At 36.0% G+C, this 19,499-nt stretch carries 18 protein-coding genes; all 18 read left to right on the plus strand.

The features are described 5' to 3' along the window. Position 1: 1 nt before the first annotated feature. Positions 2 to 3,565, plus strand: a complete 3,564-nt coding sequence (smc, locus tag ACWV26_RS04495; protein WP_455897179.1) for a chromosome segregation protein SMC — start codon at positions 2 to 4, stop codon at positions 3,563 to 3,565. A gap of 19 nt (positions 3,566 to 3,584) precedes the next feature. Next, on the plus strand, positions 3,585 to 4,817 hold the full coding sequence (gene ftsY / locus ACWV26_RS04500; protein ID WP_455897180.1) for a signal recognition particle-docking protein FtsY: 1,233 nt from the start codon (positions 3,585 to 3,587) through the stop codon (positions 4,815 to 4,817). Between the two features lie 145 nt (positions 4,818 to 4,962). Then, on the plus strand, positions 4,963 to 5,298 hold the full coding sequence (locus ACWV26_RS04505; protein ID WP_455897181.1) for a putative DNA-binding protein: 336 nt from the start codon (positions 4,963 to 4,965) through the stop codon (positions 5,296 to 5,298). Between the two features lie 12 nt (positions 5,299 to 5,310). After that, on the plus strand, positions 5,311 to 6,666 hold the full coding sequence (gene ffh, locus ACWV26_RS04510) for a signal recognition particle protein (protein WP_455897182.1): 1,356 nt from the start codon (positions 5,311 to 5,313) through the stop codon (positions 6,664 to 6,666). Positions 6,667 to 6,773: 107 nt separating this feature from the next. Continuing rightward, on the plus strand, positions 6,774 to 7,046 hold the full coding sequence (rpsP, locus tag ACWV26_RS04515) for a 30S ribosomal protein S16 (RefSeq protein WP_455897183.1): 273 nt from the start codon (positions 6,774 to 6,776) through the stop codon (positions 7,044 to 7,046). 14 nt (positions 7,047 to 7,060) lie between these two features. Continuing rightward, a complete protein-coding gene (locus ACWV26_RS04520) occupies positions 7,061 to 7,294 on the plus strand; it encodes a KH domain-containing protein (RefSeq protein ID WP_455897184.1) in 234 nt (77 codons plus the stop codon). A gap of 302 nt (positions 7,295 to 7,596) precedes the next feature. Next, on the plus strand, positions 7,597 to 8,118 hold the full coding sequence (gene rimM, locus ACWV26_RS04525; RefSeq protein WP_455897185.1) for a ribosome maturation factor RimM: 522 nt from the start codon (positions 7,597 to 7,599) through the stop codon (positions 8,116 to 8,118). Then, entirely contained in the window at positions 8,118 to 8,846 is a 729-nt protein-coding gene (trmD, locus tag ACWV26_RS04530; protein ID WP_455898175.1) for a tRNA (guanosine(37)-N1)-methyltransferase TrmD, read from the plus strand. Before rimM ends, trmD begins: the two co-directional genes overlap by 1 nt. A gap of 132 nt (positions 8,847 to 8,978) precedes the next feature. Continuing rightward, positions 8,979 to 9,323 carry a 50S ribosomal protein L19 gene (rplS, locus tag ACWV26_RS04535; RefSeq protein WP_102692685.1) on the plus strand — a complete coding sequence of 115 codons (345 nt, stop codon included), beginning with the start codon at positions 8,979 to 8,981 and terminating at the stop codon, positions 9,321 to 9,323. Between the two features lie 108 nt (positions 9,324 to 9,431). Then, entirely contained in the window at positions 9,432 to 10,001 is a 570-nt protein-coding gene (gene lepB / locus ACWV26_RS04540) for a signal peptidase I (protein ID WP_455897186.1), read from the plus strand. 18 nt (positions 10,002 to 10,019) lie between these two features. After that, positions 10,020 to 10,877: a ribosome biogenesis GTPase YlqF gene (gene ylqF / locus ACWV26_RS04545; protein WP_455897187.1), complete on the plus strand. Its 858-nt coding sequence runs from the start codon at positions 10,020 to 10,022 to the stop codon at positions 10,875 to 10,877. Between the two features lie 153 nt (positions 10,878 to 11,030). After that, complete coding sequence (locus ACWV26_RS04550; protein WP_455897188.1) at positions 11,031 to 11,804, plus strand: ribonuclease HII; 774 nt, start codon at positions 11,031 to 11,033, stop codon at positions 11,802 to 11,804. A 5-nt stretch (positions 11,805 to 11,809) separates the two neighbouring features. After that, entirely contained in the window at positions 11,810 to 13,711 is a 1,902-nt protein-coding gene (locus ACWV26_RS04555) for a hypothetical protein (RefSeq protein ID WP_455897189.1), read from the plus strand. Then, complete coding sequence (locus ACWV26_RS04560; protein ID WP_455898176.1) at positions 13,711 to 13,992, plus strand: EscU/YscU/HrcU family type III secretion system export apparatus switch protein; 282 nt, start codon at positions 13,711 to 13,713, stop codon at positions 13,990 to 13,992. The genes ACWV26_RS04555 and ACWV26_RS04560 overlap by 1 nt, the downstream gene beginning before the upstream one ends. Before the next feature lie 173 nt (positions 13,993 to 14,165). After that, positions 14,166 to 15,326, plus strand: a complete 1,161-nt coding sequence (gene sucC / locus ACWV26_RS04565; RefSeq protein WP_455897190.1) for an ADP-forming succinate--CoA ligase subunit beta — start codon at positions 14,166 to 14,168, stop codon at positions 15,324 to 15,326. A gap of 16 nt (positions 15,327 to 15,342) precedes the next feature. Further along, complete coding sequence (sucD, locus tag ACWV26_RS04570; protein WP_455897191.1) at positions 15,343 to 16,245, plus strand: succinate--CoA ligase subunit alpha; 903 nt, start codon at positions 15,343 to 15,345, stop codon at positions 16,243 to 16,245. A 155-nt stretch (positions 16,246 to 16,400) separates the two neighbouring features. Beyond that, complete coding sequence (gene dprA, locus ACWV26_RS04575) at positions 16,401 to 17,297, plus strand: DNA-processing protein DprA (protein ID WP_455897192.1); 897 nt, start codon at positions 16,401 to 16,403, stop codon at positions 17,295 to 17,297. Between the two features lie 92 nt (positions 17,298 to 17,389). After that, positions 17,390 to 19,471, plus strand: a complete 2,082-nt coding sequence (topA, locus tag ACWV26_RS04580; RefSeq protein WP_455897193.1) for a type I DNA topoisomerase — start codon at positions 17,390 to 17,392, stop codon at positions 19,469 to 19,471. The last annotated feature ends 28 nt before the right edge of the window (positions 19,472 to 19,499 follow it).

Raw genomic sequence — 19,499 nt, forward strand, 5'->3', positions numbered from 1 at the left:
TTTGTTCCTTAAACGGCTTGAAGTGATTGGTTTTAAATCTTTTGCCGATCGAATTGGTATAGACTTTGTACCAGGCGTTACAGCTGTTGTTGGTCCAAACGGTAGTGGTAAAAGTAACGTTACAGATGCGATTCGGTGGGTACTCGGCGAACAATCAGCTAAATCACTTCGCGGTTCAAAAATGGAAGATATCATTTTTGCCGGAAGTGATTCTCGCAAACCGCTTAATTTTGCAGAAGTATCGTTAATTTTAGACAATGAAGACGAACGCTTGCCGATTCCATACAATGAGGTAAGCGTTACTCGTCGTGTCTATCGTTCTGGCGATAGTGAGTATTTGCTAAATAAACAACAATGTCGATTAAAAGATATTACAGATTTGTTCTTAGATTCAGGATTAGGAAAAGAAGCATTCTCGATTATTTCACAAGGTCGAGTTGATGAAATATTAAATAGCCGACCAGAAGATAGGCGTACGATTTTTGAAGAAGCTGCCGGCGTTCTAAAATATAAACAACGCCGTAAAAAGGCAGAACATAAATTATTTGAAACAGATGATAATTTGCACCGTGTGCTTGATATATTACATGAGTTAGATAAACGGATCGAACCATTACATATTCAAGCATCTGCTGCAGAAGATTACTTGAAGATGACGAATGAATTAAAAGATATTGATATTGCTGTATTAGTTCATGATATAGAAAATCTAAAATTGTCTATTGAGAAAGTTGTAAATGAAAAGCAGGAACTATTTGCAAAAGAACAGATTCATGCAACTGAAATTGCAAAGAAAGAATCTACTATTACAATGCTTCGAAAACAATTAAATGAATTAGATGCTTTATTAGATGAATCTCAACATGAATTAGTAGATGTAAGTGCTGAAGCTGAACGATTTGAAGGCCGCAAAGTTTTAATGGCTGAAAAACGAATGAATGCTTCAGCTCAGCTTACTAAACTGCAACAATCACTTGAAAAAGCGGAAACTTCCCGTAACAACTGGAATAATGTAAAAGCTGATAAAGAACAACAGTTGTCAGTCCGTCAGCAAGAGTTGCAGATGCTAAAAAAAGCAGTTAAACAATTAGAAGATAATTTAAATCGTTCTACTTCAGAAATCGAAGCAGAAATCGATAAATGGAAAGATACGTATATCGATAGATTAAATGAAGAAGCAACAGTTAAAAACGAAGTAAAAAATATTACAAAGCAATTAGCTGAACAGAACGAAAACTCCGTAAAGATGACAAGTCAGTCATCGGAGATGGTTAAAGAGCTTGAAGAATTGCAGCATGAACAACAACTTGTCGCAGAAAAACTAAAAAAAGTAGAACAACAGGTTATAAAAAAGCTAGATGAATATAAAAATTGCCAACTAGAAGTTCAACATGCGAGAAAACAATACGATGATCAACAAGCGATGCTTTTTAAAGGCTATCAACATTTACAACAAATGAAGTCACGTCAAGAAACACTTGCAGAATTAGAAGCAGATTTTTCTGGATTTTATCAAGGGGTTAAAGCAGTTCTTGTTGCAAGAGAAAAGAAACAATTACAAGGTATTCATGGTGCGGTAGCTGAATTAATCCATGTCGATGGTCAATATGCTAAGGCAGTTGAAACAGCTCTTGGTGCAGCGATGCAACATGTTGTAACTGAAACAGATGCTGATGCAAGAAATGCAATTGCATGGTTAAAACAACAACGTGCAGGACGTGCTACATTCTTACCAAAAAATGTTATGAAATCACGTAAGCTTTCAAACAGTGTATTACAAAGTATTTCTAACCATCCATCATTTATCAATACAGCTGATGAACTAGCTACATTTGATCCTGCTTTCCAAACCATTGCAGAGAACTTACTTGGTCATGTTCTTGTATCAAAGGATTTGCAAGGTGCTTCTCAAATCGCGAAAGCTTGTGGCTATAGATATCGAGTAGTTACATTAGATGGGGATGTAGTTAATACAGGTGGTTCATTAACAGGTGGGTCTGTTAAACAGCAGGCTTCATTATTTAGTCGTAAAGCTGAACTTGAAGAATTAACTAGTCAGCTTGTTGAGATGCAATCATCTATTGAAAAAGCTGAAAAAGTTGTTTCAGAATGGAAGGATCAAGTTGCAAGTAAGTCCACGCTTCTAGAACAATTGCGAATTCAAGGTGAAGAAATACGCTCTGAAGAAGTAGAATTAAGCGCACGTCTCCGTGAGTTAGAAGGAACGACAAAACGGTTATCTTTGCGTGTTTCTTTATTTAGTGATGAACAACAAGATGCAACTGGTCGTAAAGCCTCTTTAGAAACTCAGTTAGCTAACTTTACAATTCGCAAAGATGAATTAGCTAAAGAGTTAGAAGAGATTAATCATACTGTTGATGAGCTAAATATTTTAAAACAACAAAGCGAATCAGAACGTGATGTATTACAAGAGCAATATGCGTTAAAACGTTCCGAATTAGCTGTTTTGAATGAACAAGTTGTCCAACTTAGATTGGCTGTTTCTGATGCCACTTCTCAATTTGATCAAGCAAGTGAAGAAGTCGAAAATCTTATTAAAGAAATTGAATGGTTAACAAATGATGGAGACTTAAATGGTCCATCTGAAGAAGAGATTGCTAGTAAAATAATAGATTTACAAAAGCGTAGAGAAGAGCTTGTCCAAACTGTCAATCAAACGAAACTTATACGGGCAAATGCACAACAAAAAGTGGATGAAACTGATATAGAACTCAAGGAATTGCAACGTGTACATCAAGGGCTACTTGATGGATTGCGTAATTATGAAGTGAAGATAAATCGACTTGATGTTGAACATGAAAATTTGGCAAAACAACTTGAAAAAGACTATGAACTAACATTCGAAGAAGCAGTACTTGAGAGTTCACTGGATATGGATGTAGACATAGCTAGACGTAAAGTAAAATTGTTAAAACAATCAATATTAGAACTAGGAACGGTTAATATTAGCGCTATTGAAGAATATGCTACAGTATCGGAACGACATCAATTCTTATCTAGTCAACGTAGTGATTTAATGGAAGCGCAAGAAACATTGCATGAAGCAATTCGTGAAATGGATGAAGAAATGACTCATCGCTTTAGAGAAACTTTCGTTGATATCCGCGAGCACTTCCAACAAGTTTTCAGGGAACTATTTGGTGGAGGGTTTGCAGATTTAGAATTACTAGACCCAGAAAATTTACTTGAAACAGGGATTGAAATTGTGGCACAACCACCAGGTAAAAAACTTCAAAAACTTAGTCTTTTATCAGGTGGAGAAAGAGCATTAACCGCAATCGCATTATTGTTTGCAATTTTAAAGACAAGACCTGTTCCATTTTGTATATTGGACGAAGTAGAGGCAGCTCTTGACGAATCTAATGTTGCTCGTTATAGTGAATATTTGAAAAAGTTTAGTAATGAAACACAATTCATCGTTATTACTCACCGAAAAGGAACAATGGAAGGTGCAGATGTATTATATGGTATAACGATGCAAGAATCAGGTGTTTCAAAACTAGTATCCGTTAAATTAGAACAGGAAGTAGCTGTTCCATCGTAGGACAAAGGAGCGAAACAACATGAGCTTTTTGAAGCGAATGAAAGACAAGTTAATGGGTGGGCCAAGGCCTGATCAAAAAGAAAATGAAAACGTAGAAAATTTTGAAGAGGTAGAAGAATCAGTAGTCGTTCCAGCAAACGAAGTAGAAGAGACGATAGTTGAGGAAAATGTTACAGAATCCATTTCTGAAACACTAGAACCTGAACAAGAAGAAGTGGAAGAAAACCTCCATGAAGATGAAGAAACTGAAGATGAAGAAGATAAAAAAGAAAAACAAAAACGTGGATTTTCAGCATTTTCAATAACAGAAAAATTTAAATCTGGTTTAGCAAAAACACGTAGTTCATTTACATCAAAAGTGAATGATCTAGTGGCCCGCTATCGACATGTTGACGAAGAATTCTTTGAAGAACTAGAAGATTTACTATTGCAAGCTGACGTAGGTATGGAAACAGTAATGGAGCTTACCGAAAAGTTACGCTTTGAAGTGCAACGCAAAAATATTAAAGATACAGAGGGCATTCAAGCATTAATCTCTGAAAAACTAGTGGAAATATATGAACAAGGCGAAGAAGATATCACGGAATTAAATATTCAAGAAGGAGATTTAACTGTTATTTTGTTTGTAGGTGTTAATGGTGTTGGTAAAACAACTACAATTGGTAAATTAGCACATCGTTTCAAACAACAAGGTAAAACAGTACTTCTCGCAGCAGGTGATACATTCCGTGCTGGTGCTATTGATCAGTTACAAGTATGGGGAGATCGTGTGGGTGTTGAAGTAATTAAACAATCCGAGGGATCTGATCCAGCTGCCGTTATGTACGATGCTATTCGTGCAGCTAAAAACCGTAAAGCAGATATTTTAATTTGTGATACGGCAGGTCGTTTACAAAATAAAGTAAATTTAATGAACGAACTTGAAAAGATTCATCGTGTCATTTCCCGGGAAATTCCGTCGGCTCCACACGAAGTTTTACTAGCACTAGATGCCACAACTGGTCAAAATGCGTTACAACAAGCTCAAATCTTTAAGGAAGCGACAAACGTAACAGGGATTGTGTTGACTAAATTAGATGGTACTGCAAAAGGTGGTATTGTACTTGCAATTCGCAATAAATTGCACATTCCTGTTAAATTCGTAGGCTTAGGGGAACAAATGGATGATTTACAACCATTTGATTCTGAACGTTATGTATATGGATTATTTGCCGATGCACTAGATGAACAAATAGCTAATACAAAAGAATAATTACTAGTAATATAGCGATTCGTAAAGTTTTTTACGAATCGTTTTTTTATGTTGCAAATAAAATAGACAAGTATTTTTACTTGACAGAATGTGTATTTATATTTATGATACAGAAGAATATGTAAAAATGAGGAGAGATTTCTTAATGCTACTTGAAAAAACAACACGCATGAACTTTCTCTTTGACTTTTATCAAGCATTATTAACAGATAAACAACGTAGTTATATGCAACTTTATTATCTAGATGACCTTTCACTTGGAGAGATTGCTGAAGCGTATGATGTTTCGCGTCAAGCCGTCTATGATAATATTCGTAGAACTGAATCAATGCTTGAAGAATACGAGGAAAAACTTCAACTTTTCGGAAAATTTCAAAACAGACAACAAATTCTTGAAAAGCTTACAAAAAGTTTAGCAGATGCAAACTCAGACAAAGAAGATCAGCTGTCACTTATCGAACAGTTAAAGCAATATGATTAGGAGGCGACAAGCATGGCATTTGAAGGATTAGCGGAGCGACTCCAAGGGACGATTAACAAGATTAAAGGTAAAGGAAAAGTAAGCGAACAAGACGTAAAAGAAATGATGCGTGAAGTTCGATTTGCTTTAATTGAAGCCGATGTTAACTTGAAAGTCGTAAAAACCTTTGTAAAAAAAGTAAGTGAACGTGCAGTAGGTCAGGACGTTATGAAAAGCTTAACACCTGGTCAACAAGTTATCAAAATCGTGCAAGAAGAGTTAACAGATTTAATGGGTGGAGAACAAAGTCAAATTAAGTTTTCTACAAGACCACCAACTGTTATTATGATGGTCGGCTTACAAGGTGCTGGTAAAACAACAACAACTGGTAAATTGGCCAATATTTTACGAAAAAAATACAATCGTAAGCCATTATTAGTAGCAGCCGATGTTTATCGTCCTGCAGCAGTACAACAATTACAAACACTTGGTAAACAGCTATCATTACCAGTTTTTGCACTAGGTACAGACATTTCACCGGTTGAAATCGTCCGTCAAGCTATAGAACAAGCAAAAGAAGAACACCACGATGTCGTATTGATCGATACTGCTGGTCGTCTACATATAGACGAAAAACTTATGCAAGAGTTAAAAGATATTCGTGCATTAAAAGAACCAGACGAAGTATTCTTAGTCGTTGATGCAATGACAGGACAAGATGCTGTGAATGTTGCCGAAAGTTTTGATGAAGCAGTCGGTATTACGGGGGTTGTATTAACAAAACTTGATGGTGATACTCGTGGTGGTGCGGCGCTATCTATCCGCTCTGTTACACAAAAACCAATTAAATTTGTTGGTATGGGTGAAAAAATGGATGCATTAGAACCATTCCACCCAGAACGTATGGCTTCTCGAATTCTAGGCATGGGCGACGTTATGTCGTTAATTGAAAAAGCACAAGCAACAGTTGATGCTGAAAAAGCAAAAGAATTAGAAGAAAAATTCAAAACACAAAGCTTCACATTAGACGATTTCCTTGAACAAATGGGCCAAGTTAGAAAATTAGGACCATTGGATGAAATATTAAAAATGCTACCTGGTGCTAATAAGATTAAAGGATTAGAAAACGCTAAAATTGACGAAAAACATATCGGTCATATTGAAGCGATTATTTTATCAATGACTCCAGCTGAAAAAACAAATCCTGAAATTATTAATGCAAGTCGCAAAAAGCGGATTGCTAAAGGATCTGGTTCGTCCGTTCAGGATGTAAACCGTCTGATTAAACAATTTGATGATATGAAAAAAATGATGAAACAAATGACAGGTATGGCACAAAAAGGAAAGAAGAAAATGAAACTTCCTGGCTTAGATTCCTTGTTTAAATAAAAAAAATAAGCTAAAATAAAGTGTGTTAAGAAAAAACACTTTACAAACAATCCAAAGCTTGCTATTATACTATCTTGTGTGAAACTATTCGGAGGTGCAATTAAACAATGGCAGTAAAAATTCGTTTAAAACGTATGGGAGCTAAAAAATCTCCTTTCTATCGTATCGTAGTAGCAGACTCACGTTCACCACGTGACGGTCGCTCAATCGAAACAATCGGTACTTTCAATCCACTAACTTCTCCAGCAGAAGTTAAAATTGACGAAGCTAAAGCATTAGCTTGGTTAGGAAATGGTGCGAAACCATCTGATACTGTTCGTAACTTGTTCTCAGAACAAGGAATCATGGAAAAATTCCATAACGCTAAAATCGGTAAATAATCGGAGGTGGCAACATGCAGCAGCTGATTGAGACAATCGTAAAACCTATAGTCGATTATCCAGACGAAGTAAAAGTTATTACAGACGAAAACGATAATCGAATTGTTTATAAACTTTCTGTTCATCCTAGTGATATCGGAAAGATCATTGGCAAGCAAGGACGAGTTGCAAAAGCAATACGGACAATTGTTTACTCAGCAGCAAGCAGTAATCACCAAAAGAAGACTTATATCGACATTCTAGATTAAACTAGGAAGGAGCAAACGTTCCTTCCTTTTTTTATTAAAAAGCGTAGGTGGCTCGTTCAGACCCAGAAATCATTGGAAGGCCCGACTCAAAAAGCGTCATCGCAGCTTTTGACCGAGGGAGTTTTTAAAGAAGATAGCCTAAAGGCGCCACATCATGTGGCAACGCAATCGGGTACACATCCTGTGCACCCTCAAGGGCTAGCGCATGGAGCCGGATAAAAATAAAAGCGGAACGCGCCCGAAGTTGGATAAAACCCACTGAAAACGCTAAAAATAATCCCATATTTAAAGAGGTGAACAATATGGAATGGTATAACGTAGGTAAAATTGTCAATACCCATGGAATACGCGGTGAAGTACGTGTCATATCTCAAACCGATTTTCCTGAAGAAAGATATGCTGTTGGTAAACAACTTGCTCTATTCAAACAAGGTGAAAAAAATCCAATATTACTAACCATTGCTTCTTCACGACCACATAAAAACTTTATCCTTCTATCATTTGAAGGCTATCCTAACATTAATGATGTAGAACATTTCCGTGATGGCATATTAAAGGTAAATGAGCAACAACTTGAAGAAGATGTATTGCTAGAAAATGAATTCTATTATCATGAAATTGTAGGATGTACAGTTTATGATCAAGATGGAAAAGAAATTGGTACAGTTAAAGAGATTTTTGAAACAGCAGCAAATGATGTATGGACTGTAAAAGGTGTAGATGGAAAAGATCACTACATTCCTGTAGTAGATGAATTTATAAAAGAAATTGATATTGATGAAAAGAAAATTGTAATCAATGTAATAGAAGGTTTACTATCATGATGAATATCCACGTATTATCTCTATTTCCTGAAATGTTTAGCGGAGTTTTTGGATCTTCCATATTAAAGAAAGCTCAAGACAAGGAAGCGGTAAAATTATCCGTTACAGATTTTAGACAATTCTCTAAAAATAAACATTCACAAGTTGATGACTATCCTTATGGCGGTGGAGCAGGAATGGTATTAAAACCAGAGCCCCTATTTAATGCTGTAGAAGCCCTTGTAGAGGAAGGAAAGAAACCACGCATTATACTTATGTGTCCACAAGGAGAACGCTATACACAGGCAAAAGCTGAAGAATTAGCGGGAGAAGAGGATTTAGTCTTCGTATGTGGTCATTATGAAGGGTATGATGAAAGAATCCGAGAATTCTTAGTAACAGACGAGCTATCAATTGGCGACTTCGTATTAACCGGCGGAGAATTAGCAGCAATGACTATAATCGATAGTGTCGTTCGACTATTGCCAGGAGTTCTTGGTAATGATGATTCACCTGTTCTTGATTCGTTTTCTACGGGATTACTAGAACATCCACACTATACACGACCTGCAGATTTCCGTGGTATGAAGGTACCAGATGTATTATTATCAGGAAATCATGCGAAAATTGAACAATGGCGCATGGAACAATCATTAAAACGTACTTTTGAACGAAGACCGGATTTGCTTGACCATATAGAACTGTCTTCTGAACAACAAAAGTATTTAGAAGAACTTAAAAAGCTGTAAAGTATAAACACTTGCAACTGATCATTATTTATGATAATATTTGAGATGCATTTCTATGAAATGCCGTATTACGGTGTTCCGCTGTAGCAACCAGTGTGACCTGCAAGAGCATCTGTCTAAGGAGAGAAAACAATGTCAAACATTATTTCAGAAATCACTAAAGAACAACTTCGTACTGATATCCCTGCATTTCGTGCTGGTGATACAGTGAAAATCGACGTTAAAGTAGTCGAAGGTACTCGCGAACGTATCCAAGTATACGAAGGAGTAGTTATCAAACGTCGTGGTGGCGGTATTAGCGAAACTTTCACAGTTCGCAAAATTTCTTACGGTGTTGGAGTTGAACGTACATTCCCATTACACACTCCAAAAATTGCTAAATTAGAAGTTACTCGTCGTGGTAAAGTACGTCGTGCTAAATTATACTACCTACGTAACTTACGTGGTAAAGCTGCTCGTATTAAAGAAATTCGATAAGCTTATTTTAAAGAAAAAGAGAGCTTGCTATACAAGCTCTCTTTCTTTTTGCCTGAATGAATAATTCCTTGTACAATATATAGAGAGATTAGTCAAGGGGGCATTGATATGGGGAAGCAAAAAAAGGATAAGAATGAGTTGTGGGAATGGACGAAAGCATTAATTATTGCATTCGCTCTTGCAGCAGGCATTCGATACTTGCTATTTACACCAATTGTGGTGGACGGTGAATCAATGATGCCTACACTAGTAAATGGAGATCGAATGATCGTAAATAAGCTTGGCTATCGTATTGGAGATATTCATCGCTTTGATATTGTCGTATTTCATGCACCCGAACAAAAAGATTATATAAAACGAATAATCGGTTTACCAGGTGATAAAGTAGCATATAAAAACGATCAATTATATATAAATGGTAAAGCTATTAGTGAACCATATTTACAAAAGTACAAAAACGAAATAACAGATGGTGGCACTTTAACTGAAGACTTTACACTGAAAGATATTCCAGGTGTGCAAGGTGATACGATACCACCAAATTATGTTTTTGTAATGGGAGATAACAGACGATATAGTAAGGACAGCCGACATATAGGACTCGTATCTGTCGATAAAATTATTGGAAAAACAACTGTAGTCTTTTGGCCACTCGATCAAATGGGCAAAGTGAATTAACATATAGGAGTGAACTAAATGACCATTCAATGGTTTCCAGGACATATGGCCAAAGCTCGCAGACAAGTAACTGAGAATTTGAAACTTGTAGATATTATTTTTGAACTAATTGATGCGCGATTACCTATGTCTTCAAGAAATCCGATGCTTGACGAAGTCATTCATCAAAAAACAAGATTATTAATATTAAACAAAGCTGATATGGCTGATGAAGCTCAAACAAAAAAATGGCTTACTTATTTTGAACAGCAAGGCCAAAAGGCAATAGCCATCAATTCGTTAGATGGAAAAGGTTTAAAACAAGTAACAAATGCTGCTAAAGAATTGCTTGCAGACAAATGGGCACGTATGAAAGCAAAAGGTTTAAAATCTCGTGCAATTAGAGCGATGATTGTTGGTATTCCTAATGTAGGTAAATCTACATTAATCAATCGTTTAGCAAAGAAAAATGTTGCGAAAACAGGAAATACACCCGGTGTCACTAAATCACAGCAATGGATTAAAGTCGGGAAAGAGTTAGAACTTCTCGATACACCAGGAATATTATGGCCAAAATTCGAAGATCAAGAAGTAGGGTATAAGTTAGCCTTAACCGGTGCTATAAAAGATACCGTTACCAATATGGATGATCTTGCTATCTATGGTTTAAAGTTTTTAAGTAATCATTATTCTGGTCGAATGGAAGAACGTTATGGAATTTCAGATTTAAGTGAAGAAATCGTAGAGACATTTGACCATATTGGAAAGTTAAGACGTGTTTACATTTCTGGCGGAGAAATTGATTACGACCAAGTTGCAGAACTCATTGTACGTGATATCAGAGGACAGCAGTTAGGTAAGTTAACCTTTGACTTCGTAGAAGACTTTGCATCATAAAGAGCTACCTTTTTTACCCTTGGTAAAAAAGGTTTTTTTCTGAGGTTTTATAATTCCATACATTTAATTATTTAGACCTTTTCATTAATATAAATTAATTAATTAGACAAAAGAGTTGCCGATAAAAACAATATAACTAAAGGGGATTTCAAATTGAGCACGATTAAAGAAATTAGAGAATCATTGTTAAAAGAAAAGGAATGGCAACCTTGGATGGCTGAACTTGAAAAAGACACACGGCAAGGCGTCAAAAAAGCATTAGAACAATGGTATCATCGTAAAGAAAAGTATGACCATTTAGTATTAGAGCATGAGAAAAAACTTGCGTTTGATGAATCGTTTAGAAGGTTTCCAATGGCTCTTATTGCAGGGACTGATGAAGCTGGGCGTGGTCCGTTAGCAGGTCCTGTTGTAACTGCTGCTGTCATTCTTCCGGAAGAATGTCCCACATTAATTGGTCTGAACGATTCGAAGCAGCTATCTAAAGAAGCGAGAGAAGCTTTTATTGAAAAGATCGAACAATGTGCAATTGCAACAGCCATTCATTTTCAGCCTGCTAGCGTGATAGATGAGATTAATATATATGAAGCTACAAAACAATCAATGAAAGCTTCGATAGAATCATTAACTATAAAACCTGATTTCGTATTAGCAGATGCAATGACTTTACCTATTAATATTCCCCAAAAGTCAATTATAAAGGGTGATGCGAAAAGCTTAGCAATTGCAGCAGCCTCTATCCTTGCAAAGACAGCAAGAGATCATTATATGGAAGAAATGGCGAAGAAATACCCTGAATATGGTTTTGAAAAGCATGCTGGATATGGTACGAAACAACATTTAGAAGCATTAAATCAATACGGACCAACAGATATCCATCGTACAACATTCGAACCGATAAAATCGATGATTCTTCAGAAAGGATGATTGATATGAGTGATTCATTAATACCAACTGTAAGTCTTCATCAGTTAAATGGGACTATGAATCAAAAGCAACCACTTGCACTAAAACAAGGACAGGTTATTCATGGAACGATCAAACAACTTTATCCAAATCAGATGGCAGAAGTCCAAATTGGTAATGATCGTATAATGGCAAAAATGGAAGTACCCCTTCAATTAGGTAAGTCGCATTATTTCCAGGTGTCGGGGGTGAAACCAGATTTACAACTAAGAGTGATATCAGGACCTATGGCTTCCTCAGTACCTTTGTCAAAACAGGTTAGTCAATTACTCGATGCATTACATCTTCCGCAAACAAATGATATGAAACAAATCACTACATACTTTTTGAATAATAATTTGCCATTTTCAAAGGAACTATTACAACAGGCTGAGCAACTTTTGAAGGGATTACCAAGTATCCCTTCAAAAGAAGCTTTAACCGTCATACAAAAATTAGTTAATTTAAGATTGCCAATTCAGCAAGATACTTTCCAAGCAGTACTCCAAGGTAGTTTAAAACAAGGATTTATAGATACACTGGATCATTTACAACAGTTAATAAAACAAGACATGTCAATTGGCGAAAGTGTACGGGAACAACTTGCTAACAAAATACAAATGGTCAGTAAACCTTTTTCAGAGGAAACTGGTGGAGTACTTTTAGCCAAAATGGTAGATATGCTCTCAAATCCTTCAACATCCAAAACGGATCAATTAGCTATAGTACAACTATTAAAAGAAGCACAGATATTGCAAAAAAACGCTAATCTATTCAACTGGGAAAACGGATTAAAACAATTTACAAATCGTACTAATACAAAAAATTCAATCCCACAAACGATGAAATTATTAATGAATGAACAACAATTAGCAACACCAAGTGAAAAAATAAAATGGTTATCACAGATTAAATCATCTATCAAAAATGAGTCTTTCCTATCAACAACACAAAAAGAAGGGCTCCTCCGGATGGTGGAGAACTTTGATGTTGTAAAGAGTACCTCTGCGGCATTGAATGATTTTATAAAAAAGTTCCAAAGTCAATTACAAAAGGGTTTAATAGAATCGATACAACAAAAGCCATTTCAAATAAATTCGCAAGGGGTATCAGCTAAAGAACAGCTAATGTTTATGTTGAATCCGCAAATATCAGAGAACAACCAAGTCCTTGAAAGGGTTAATCAATTAACGATGAAAGCAACTGCTCCAGTGTTACAGCAAATGCTAGAACAGGCGGAGCATCACATAGCTAATCATCTAGATAGCAGTGCCTTTCAAAAAGCAATCAAACAGACTTTGCATCATTTAGGACTTAGTTATGAGGCAAGGTTGCGAGATAAATCATCTGATGTAAAAGAACTTGCACAACAATTAAAGCCACAATTAGTTGGATTATTACAAGATGATTCAGTCTCAAGCCAAACGAAAAGTGTAGCAGAACAAGTTGTCGCACGTATGAATGGTATGCAGTATTTATCAGGAGAAAACGGACCACTTCATCAACTAATTATGCAAGTCCCATTAGAGTTTTTTGGTAAAAAAACAGAAGCGACATTACAGTGGAATGGTCGTATGAAGGATGACGGTAAAATTGATGCAGAATATGCACGCATACTCTTTTATCTACAACTTCATTCACTAAAAGAGACAGTTGTTGACATGCAAGTGCAGAACCGCATAGTGACAATTACTGTTTACAATGAAACAGCAGGCATAGAAGAATTAGCAAAACCGTTAAAATCATCTCTTAAAACATCCTTAGCAAAGTATGATTATCATTTATCAGGTTTATTTATTAAAAATTATACTAAGGAACAACCGTTATTAAACAATCTTTCATTATCGACGACTGTTAATAACAAAAAGGGAGTCGATATTCGAATATGATGACAGATGAAAAAAACATGAGAAAAGAAGCAGTTGCGCTTTCATACAATAAGATAAATTCTAATGTTCCAAAGGTTATTGCAAAAGGAAAGGGAAAGATTGCTGACAATATTTTAGAACAAGCTGCGCTTCATCATGTCCCTATTCAGCAAGACCCGACTCTTGTCCAATTATTAGGACAATTAGATTTAAATGAATCAATTCCAGAAGAACTTTATCAAGCGGTAGCTGAAGTGTTTGCTTTCATTTATCGACTTGATCAAAAACATGAATCTTTATAAAAATAGAAATACTAATCTATATTTCAGAAAATTTGTTCTTTTCCGATTATAGTTTAATATGTATTTTTTCATTGAAAAAGCGTAATAAAGTAGACTATGGACAATAATCCTTGAATTATATACAATAATAATATATTTCATAATATTATGAAATCTAGATGGGAGGAACAAGGATGAATATCCATGAATATCAAGGAAAAGAAATTCTTCGACAATATGGGGTATCGGTTCCTGCTGGTAGAGTTGCATTCTCTCCAGAAGAAGCTGTTAAAGTTGCCAAAGAGTTAGATTCCAAAGTAATAGTAGTGAAAGCCCAAATCCATGCAGGTGGACGTGGGAAAGCAGGCGGTGTCAAAATCGCAAAAAATTTAGAAGAAGTGCGTTCATACGCAAAAGAACTGTTAGGTAAAGTGCTTGTCACACATCAAACAGGCCCAGAAGGGAAAGAAGTCAAACGCCTATACATAGAGGCTGGTTCAGATATTAAAAAGGAATATTATCTGAGCTTTTTAGTAGACCGTGCAACTTCGAGAGTCACAGTATTGGGTTCTGAAGAAGGCGGCATGGATATTGAGGAAGTTGCAACAGAAACACCAGAGAAAATCTTCAGAGAAGTAGTAGATCCTGTAGTAGGTTTAACTGGTTTCCAAGCAAGACGTTTGGCATTTAATATGAATATTCCTACTAAATTGATAAATAAAGCTGCAAATCTAATGCTAGGATTATATAAAGCGTTCATAGAAAAAGATGCATCTATACTTGAAATTAATCCACTTGCTGTAACAGGAGATGGAGAAGTTCAAGCGCTAGATGCAAAGTTCAATTTTGATGATAATGCACTTTATCGTCATAAAGACATCGTTGAGCTTCGCGATTTCGATGAAGAAGATCAAAAAGAAATCGAAGCATCAAAGTATGATTTAAATTACGTCACATTAGATGGAAGTATCGGATGTATGGTAAATGGTGCAGGTCTTGCTATGTCTACAATGGATACAATTAGTTACTATGGTGGCAGCCCGGCAAACTTCTTAGATGTTGGCGGCGGTGCTACTGCAGAAAAGGTAACAGAAGCATTTAAAATCATCCTTTCTGATCCAAATGTAAAAGGGATTTTCGTTAATATTTTTGGAGGTATCATGAAATGTGATGTCATCGCAGAAGGGGTAATTGTAGCTGCGAAAGAAGTAGGTCTAAATGTACCGTTAGTAGTACGTTTAGAAGGAACAAATGTTGATTTGGGCAAAAAGCTATTAAATGAATCAGGCTTAAATATTATTGCTGCAGATTCAATGGCTGATGGTGCTCAAAAAATTGTAGAACTTGTAGGTTAGAAAGGCGGAACCCGAGATGAGTATTTATATCAATAAAGATACAAAAGTATTGGTACAAGGTATTACAGGCTCAACAGCTCTTTTCCATACAAAACAAATGCTCGAATATGGTACGAAAATTGTAGCAGGTGTTACACCAGGTAAAGCTGGTTCATCAGTAGAAGGCGTACCAGTTTTTAATACAGTAAAGGATGCAGTAGATACTACAGGGGCTAATGTATCTGTAATCTATGTACCAGCACCTTTTGCAGCAGATGCTATTTTAGAAGCTGTAGATGCAGATTTAGATATGGTTATCTGTATTACAGAGCATATCCCTGTGCTAGATATGGTTAAAGTGAAAAGTTACATGGAAGGTAAGAAAACACGTTTAATTGGTCCGAACTGTCCAGGAGTGATTACAGCAGATGAATGTAAAATTGGTATTATGCCAGGATATATTCATAAAAAGGGGCATGTTGGTGTAGTATCAAGATCTGGTACATTAACATATGAAGCTGTACATCAATTATCAGTTGAAGGAATTGGACAATCCACAGCAGTTGGAATCGGCGGTGACCCTGTTAATGGTACTAACTTCATCGAAGTTTTAAAAGAATTTGAAGTGGATCCTGATACTTATGGCGTGATTATGATTGGTGAGATCGGCGGAACAGCTGAAGAAGAAGCTGCTGAATGGGTCAAAGCAAATATGACAAAACCTGTTATAGGTTTTATTGGTGGTCAAACAGCTCCTCCTGGAAAACGTATGGGACACGCAGGAGCCATTATTTCTGGAGGTAAGGGTACTGCAGCTGAAAAGATTAAAGTCATGAATTCATGCGGAATCGAAGTGGCAGAAACACCTGCAGTTATTGGTGAGACATTTATCCGAGTAATTAAAGAAAAAGGGTTGTACGATAAATGTAAAACCCATTAAAGTGGAAGTGTAGTACTTACTTAGTACTACACTTTTTCCTAATATACTACTTAAATTGGTAATATTCGTTCGTTTGTTAAAATCCATATTGTGGATGAATAATAGTTATTCTTAACAAAAACAAAGAAAAAACTATATAATAATGGAGGAAAGTTATGTTGGATGTCAATTTTACTGAAAGGCTTCTTGCACTACATTATGTTTTTCCTGTGCCCCTAAACAGGATACAACCATTACTTAATGTAGATCCGGATTTACAGAATCTAGAACAAATGTCACAAAAAGAGATTGCTAGATATGTAAATATATCTGTCGAAAAAGCTAGTAAATTGAAAGAAAGCTATGAAAGAACGCTCAATTCCCCATTGAAAGAGGCGTACGAGGCCCAAAACATCTTCCCCATCCCATTTAATCATCCATTGTATCCCAACAAATTACTTGCATTATATGACCCACCAGTTGTACTTTATACAAAAGGCGTAATTGACATATTAAAGAATTGGCGTAGAATCGCAATAGTTGGTTCAAGACAAGCAACAAACTATTCTGATAAAATATTAAACTTTATTGTACCGCCATTAATAGATCATAATTATGTTATAGTAAGTGGATTAGCAAAAGGCGCTGATCGAATGGCTCATGAAGCAGCAATTCGCTTTTCAGGTCAAACGATTGCAGTTCTTGGACATGGCTTATTTCATTTATATCCAAAAGAAAATCGAAAACTTGCAGAATTTATGCAGGAAAGCCATTTACTAATGAGCGAATATCCACCTTATGTGAAACCTCAAAGGTGGTATTTTCCAATGCGTAACCGGATTATTAGTGGAATTTCAGAAGGAATACTCGTCACAGAGGCTAAAGAAAAAAGTGGAACATTAAGTACTATCGAACATGGTTTAGACAATGGAAAGCATATATTCGTTGTACCAGGAGATATAACGGAACCGCTTTCTAAAGGCCCTCATAAATTACTTTTAGAGGGGGCAACACCAGTATGGACTGGGTATCAAATTATAGAAGAAATAGAAGGTTTTTTACTTTCAAAATGAAAAAAGGTTGCAAAAAACCAAATTCTGTTATACATTTTGCAACAGGAATTTCTTTTGAAAAAGAAACATTACCTCTATAAGGGGGAACTTAAATGTCGGATTATTTAGTTATAGTAGAATCGCCCGCAAAAGCAAAAACTATTGAGCGATACTTAGGGAAAAAATATAAAGTAAAGGCTTCAGTTGGTCATGTTCGTGATCTACCAAGAAGTCAAATGGGTATTGATACAGAAAATAATTACGAACCAAGATATATTACAATTCGTGGTAAAGGACCAGTATTACAAGACTTGAAAACAGCAGCAAAGAAAGCAAAAAAAATCTATCTCGCAGCCGATCCAGACCGCGAAGGTGAGGCAATTGCATGGCACTTAGCAACAGCACTAAATATCGATGCAAATTCTGATTGCCGAGTAGTATTCAATGAAATCACAAAAGATGCTATAAAAGAATCATTTAAACATCCTCGTCCTATTGATATGGATTTAGTAGATGCACAACAAGCTAGAAGAATTTTAGATCGTCTTGTTGGTTATAATATAAGTCCTTTACTATGGAAGAAAGTCAAAAAAGGCTTATCCGCTGGTCGTGTTCAATCAGTTGCTTTACGCCTTATAATTGACCGTGAAAATGAAATCAAAAACTTTCAACCAGAAGAATATTGGACAATCGATGGTAGTTTCCAAAAAGGTAAGCAATCGTTTGATGCAATGTTCTATGGTAATACAAAAGAAAAGATTAAATTGTCAAATGAACAAGAAGTTAAACAAATTTTAAGCCAACTAAAAGGTGAAGATTTTGAAGTTGCAAAAGTTGTGAAAAGAGAACGTAAACGAAATGCATCTCCAGCGTTTACCACTTCTTCTTTACAACAAGAAGCTGCACGTAAGTTGAATTTCCGAGCACGAAAAACAATGATGCTAGCGCAACAACTATATGAAGGGATCGATATTGGAAAAGAAGGTACTGTTGGTTTAATCACATACATGCGTACTGACTCAACTCGAATTTCTGAAACAGCAAAAAAAGAAGCTCATGAATACATTGAGCAAACTTATGGTAATGAATACACAACACTTATTACCCAACAAGCAAAAAAATCAGAAAATGCACAGGATGCGCATGAAGGGATTCGACCAACAAGTACGCTACGCCATCCAGACCAATTAAAGGCCGTATTATCTCGAGACCAACTACGACTGTATCGTTTAATTTGGGACCGTTTTGTAGCAAGCCAAATGGCACCAGCTATTCTAGATACAGTAACAGCAGATCTTCAAAATGGTGATATTATTTTCAGAGCAACAGGTTCAAATTTGAAATTCCCAGGATTTATGAAACTTTATATTGAAGGTTCTGATGATCAAAAAGAAGAAAAAGATAAAGATAAACTTCTACCTCCAATGGAAAAAGGGGATATAGTAAAAAGCTTAGAAATTGAGCCGAAACAACATTTCACTCAACCACCACCACGTTTTTCAGAAGCGCGTCTTGTAAAAACATTAGAAGAGTTGGGAATTGGGCGACCATCAACCTATGCACCAACATTAGATACAATTCAAAAACGTGGATACGTATCTCTGGAAGCAAAACGTTTTGTACCAACTGAACTGGGGGAAATTGTTCATGCATTAGTACTTGAATTCTTCCCAGGTATTATTAATATCGAATTCACAGCACAAATGGAAAAAGACTTAGATAGTATTGAAGATGGAAACGTCAAATGGATCAAGATTATCGATGACTTTTATCAAAAGTTTGAAAAAGACTTGAAACACGCTGAAATTGCAATGGAAAAAGTAGAGATTAAGGATGAACCGGCAGGTGAAGATTGTGAAGTTTGTGGTTCACCAATGGTCTTTAAACTAGGACGTTATGGAAAATTCATGGCATGTAGTAATTTCCCAGAATGTCGTAATACAAAAGCTATTGTGAAAGAAATCGGTGTTAAATGTCCAAAATGTAAAGAGGGCGAAATCGTTGAAAGAAAGAGCAAGACAAAACGAGTTTTCTATGGATGTAACCGTTATCCAGACTGTGATTTTATATCATGGGATAAGCCAATTAACCGTCCATGTCCAAAATGTAACGAACTTCTAGTAGAAAAGAAAATCAAAAAAGGGATTCAAGTCCAATGTACAAGTTGTGACTATAAGGAAGATCCTACTCAATGATGTATTTAAGAAAGCAGGTAAGCAATAA

The organism is Rummeliibacillus sp. JY-2-4R, from assembly GCF_053847205.1.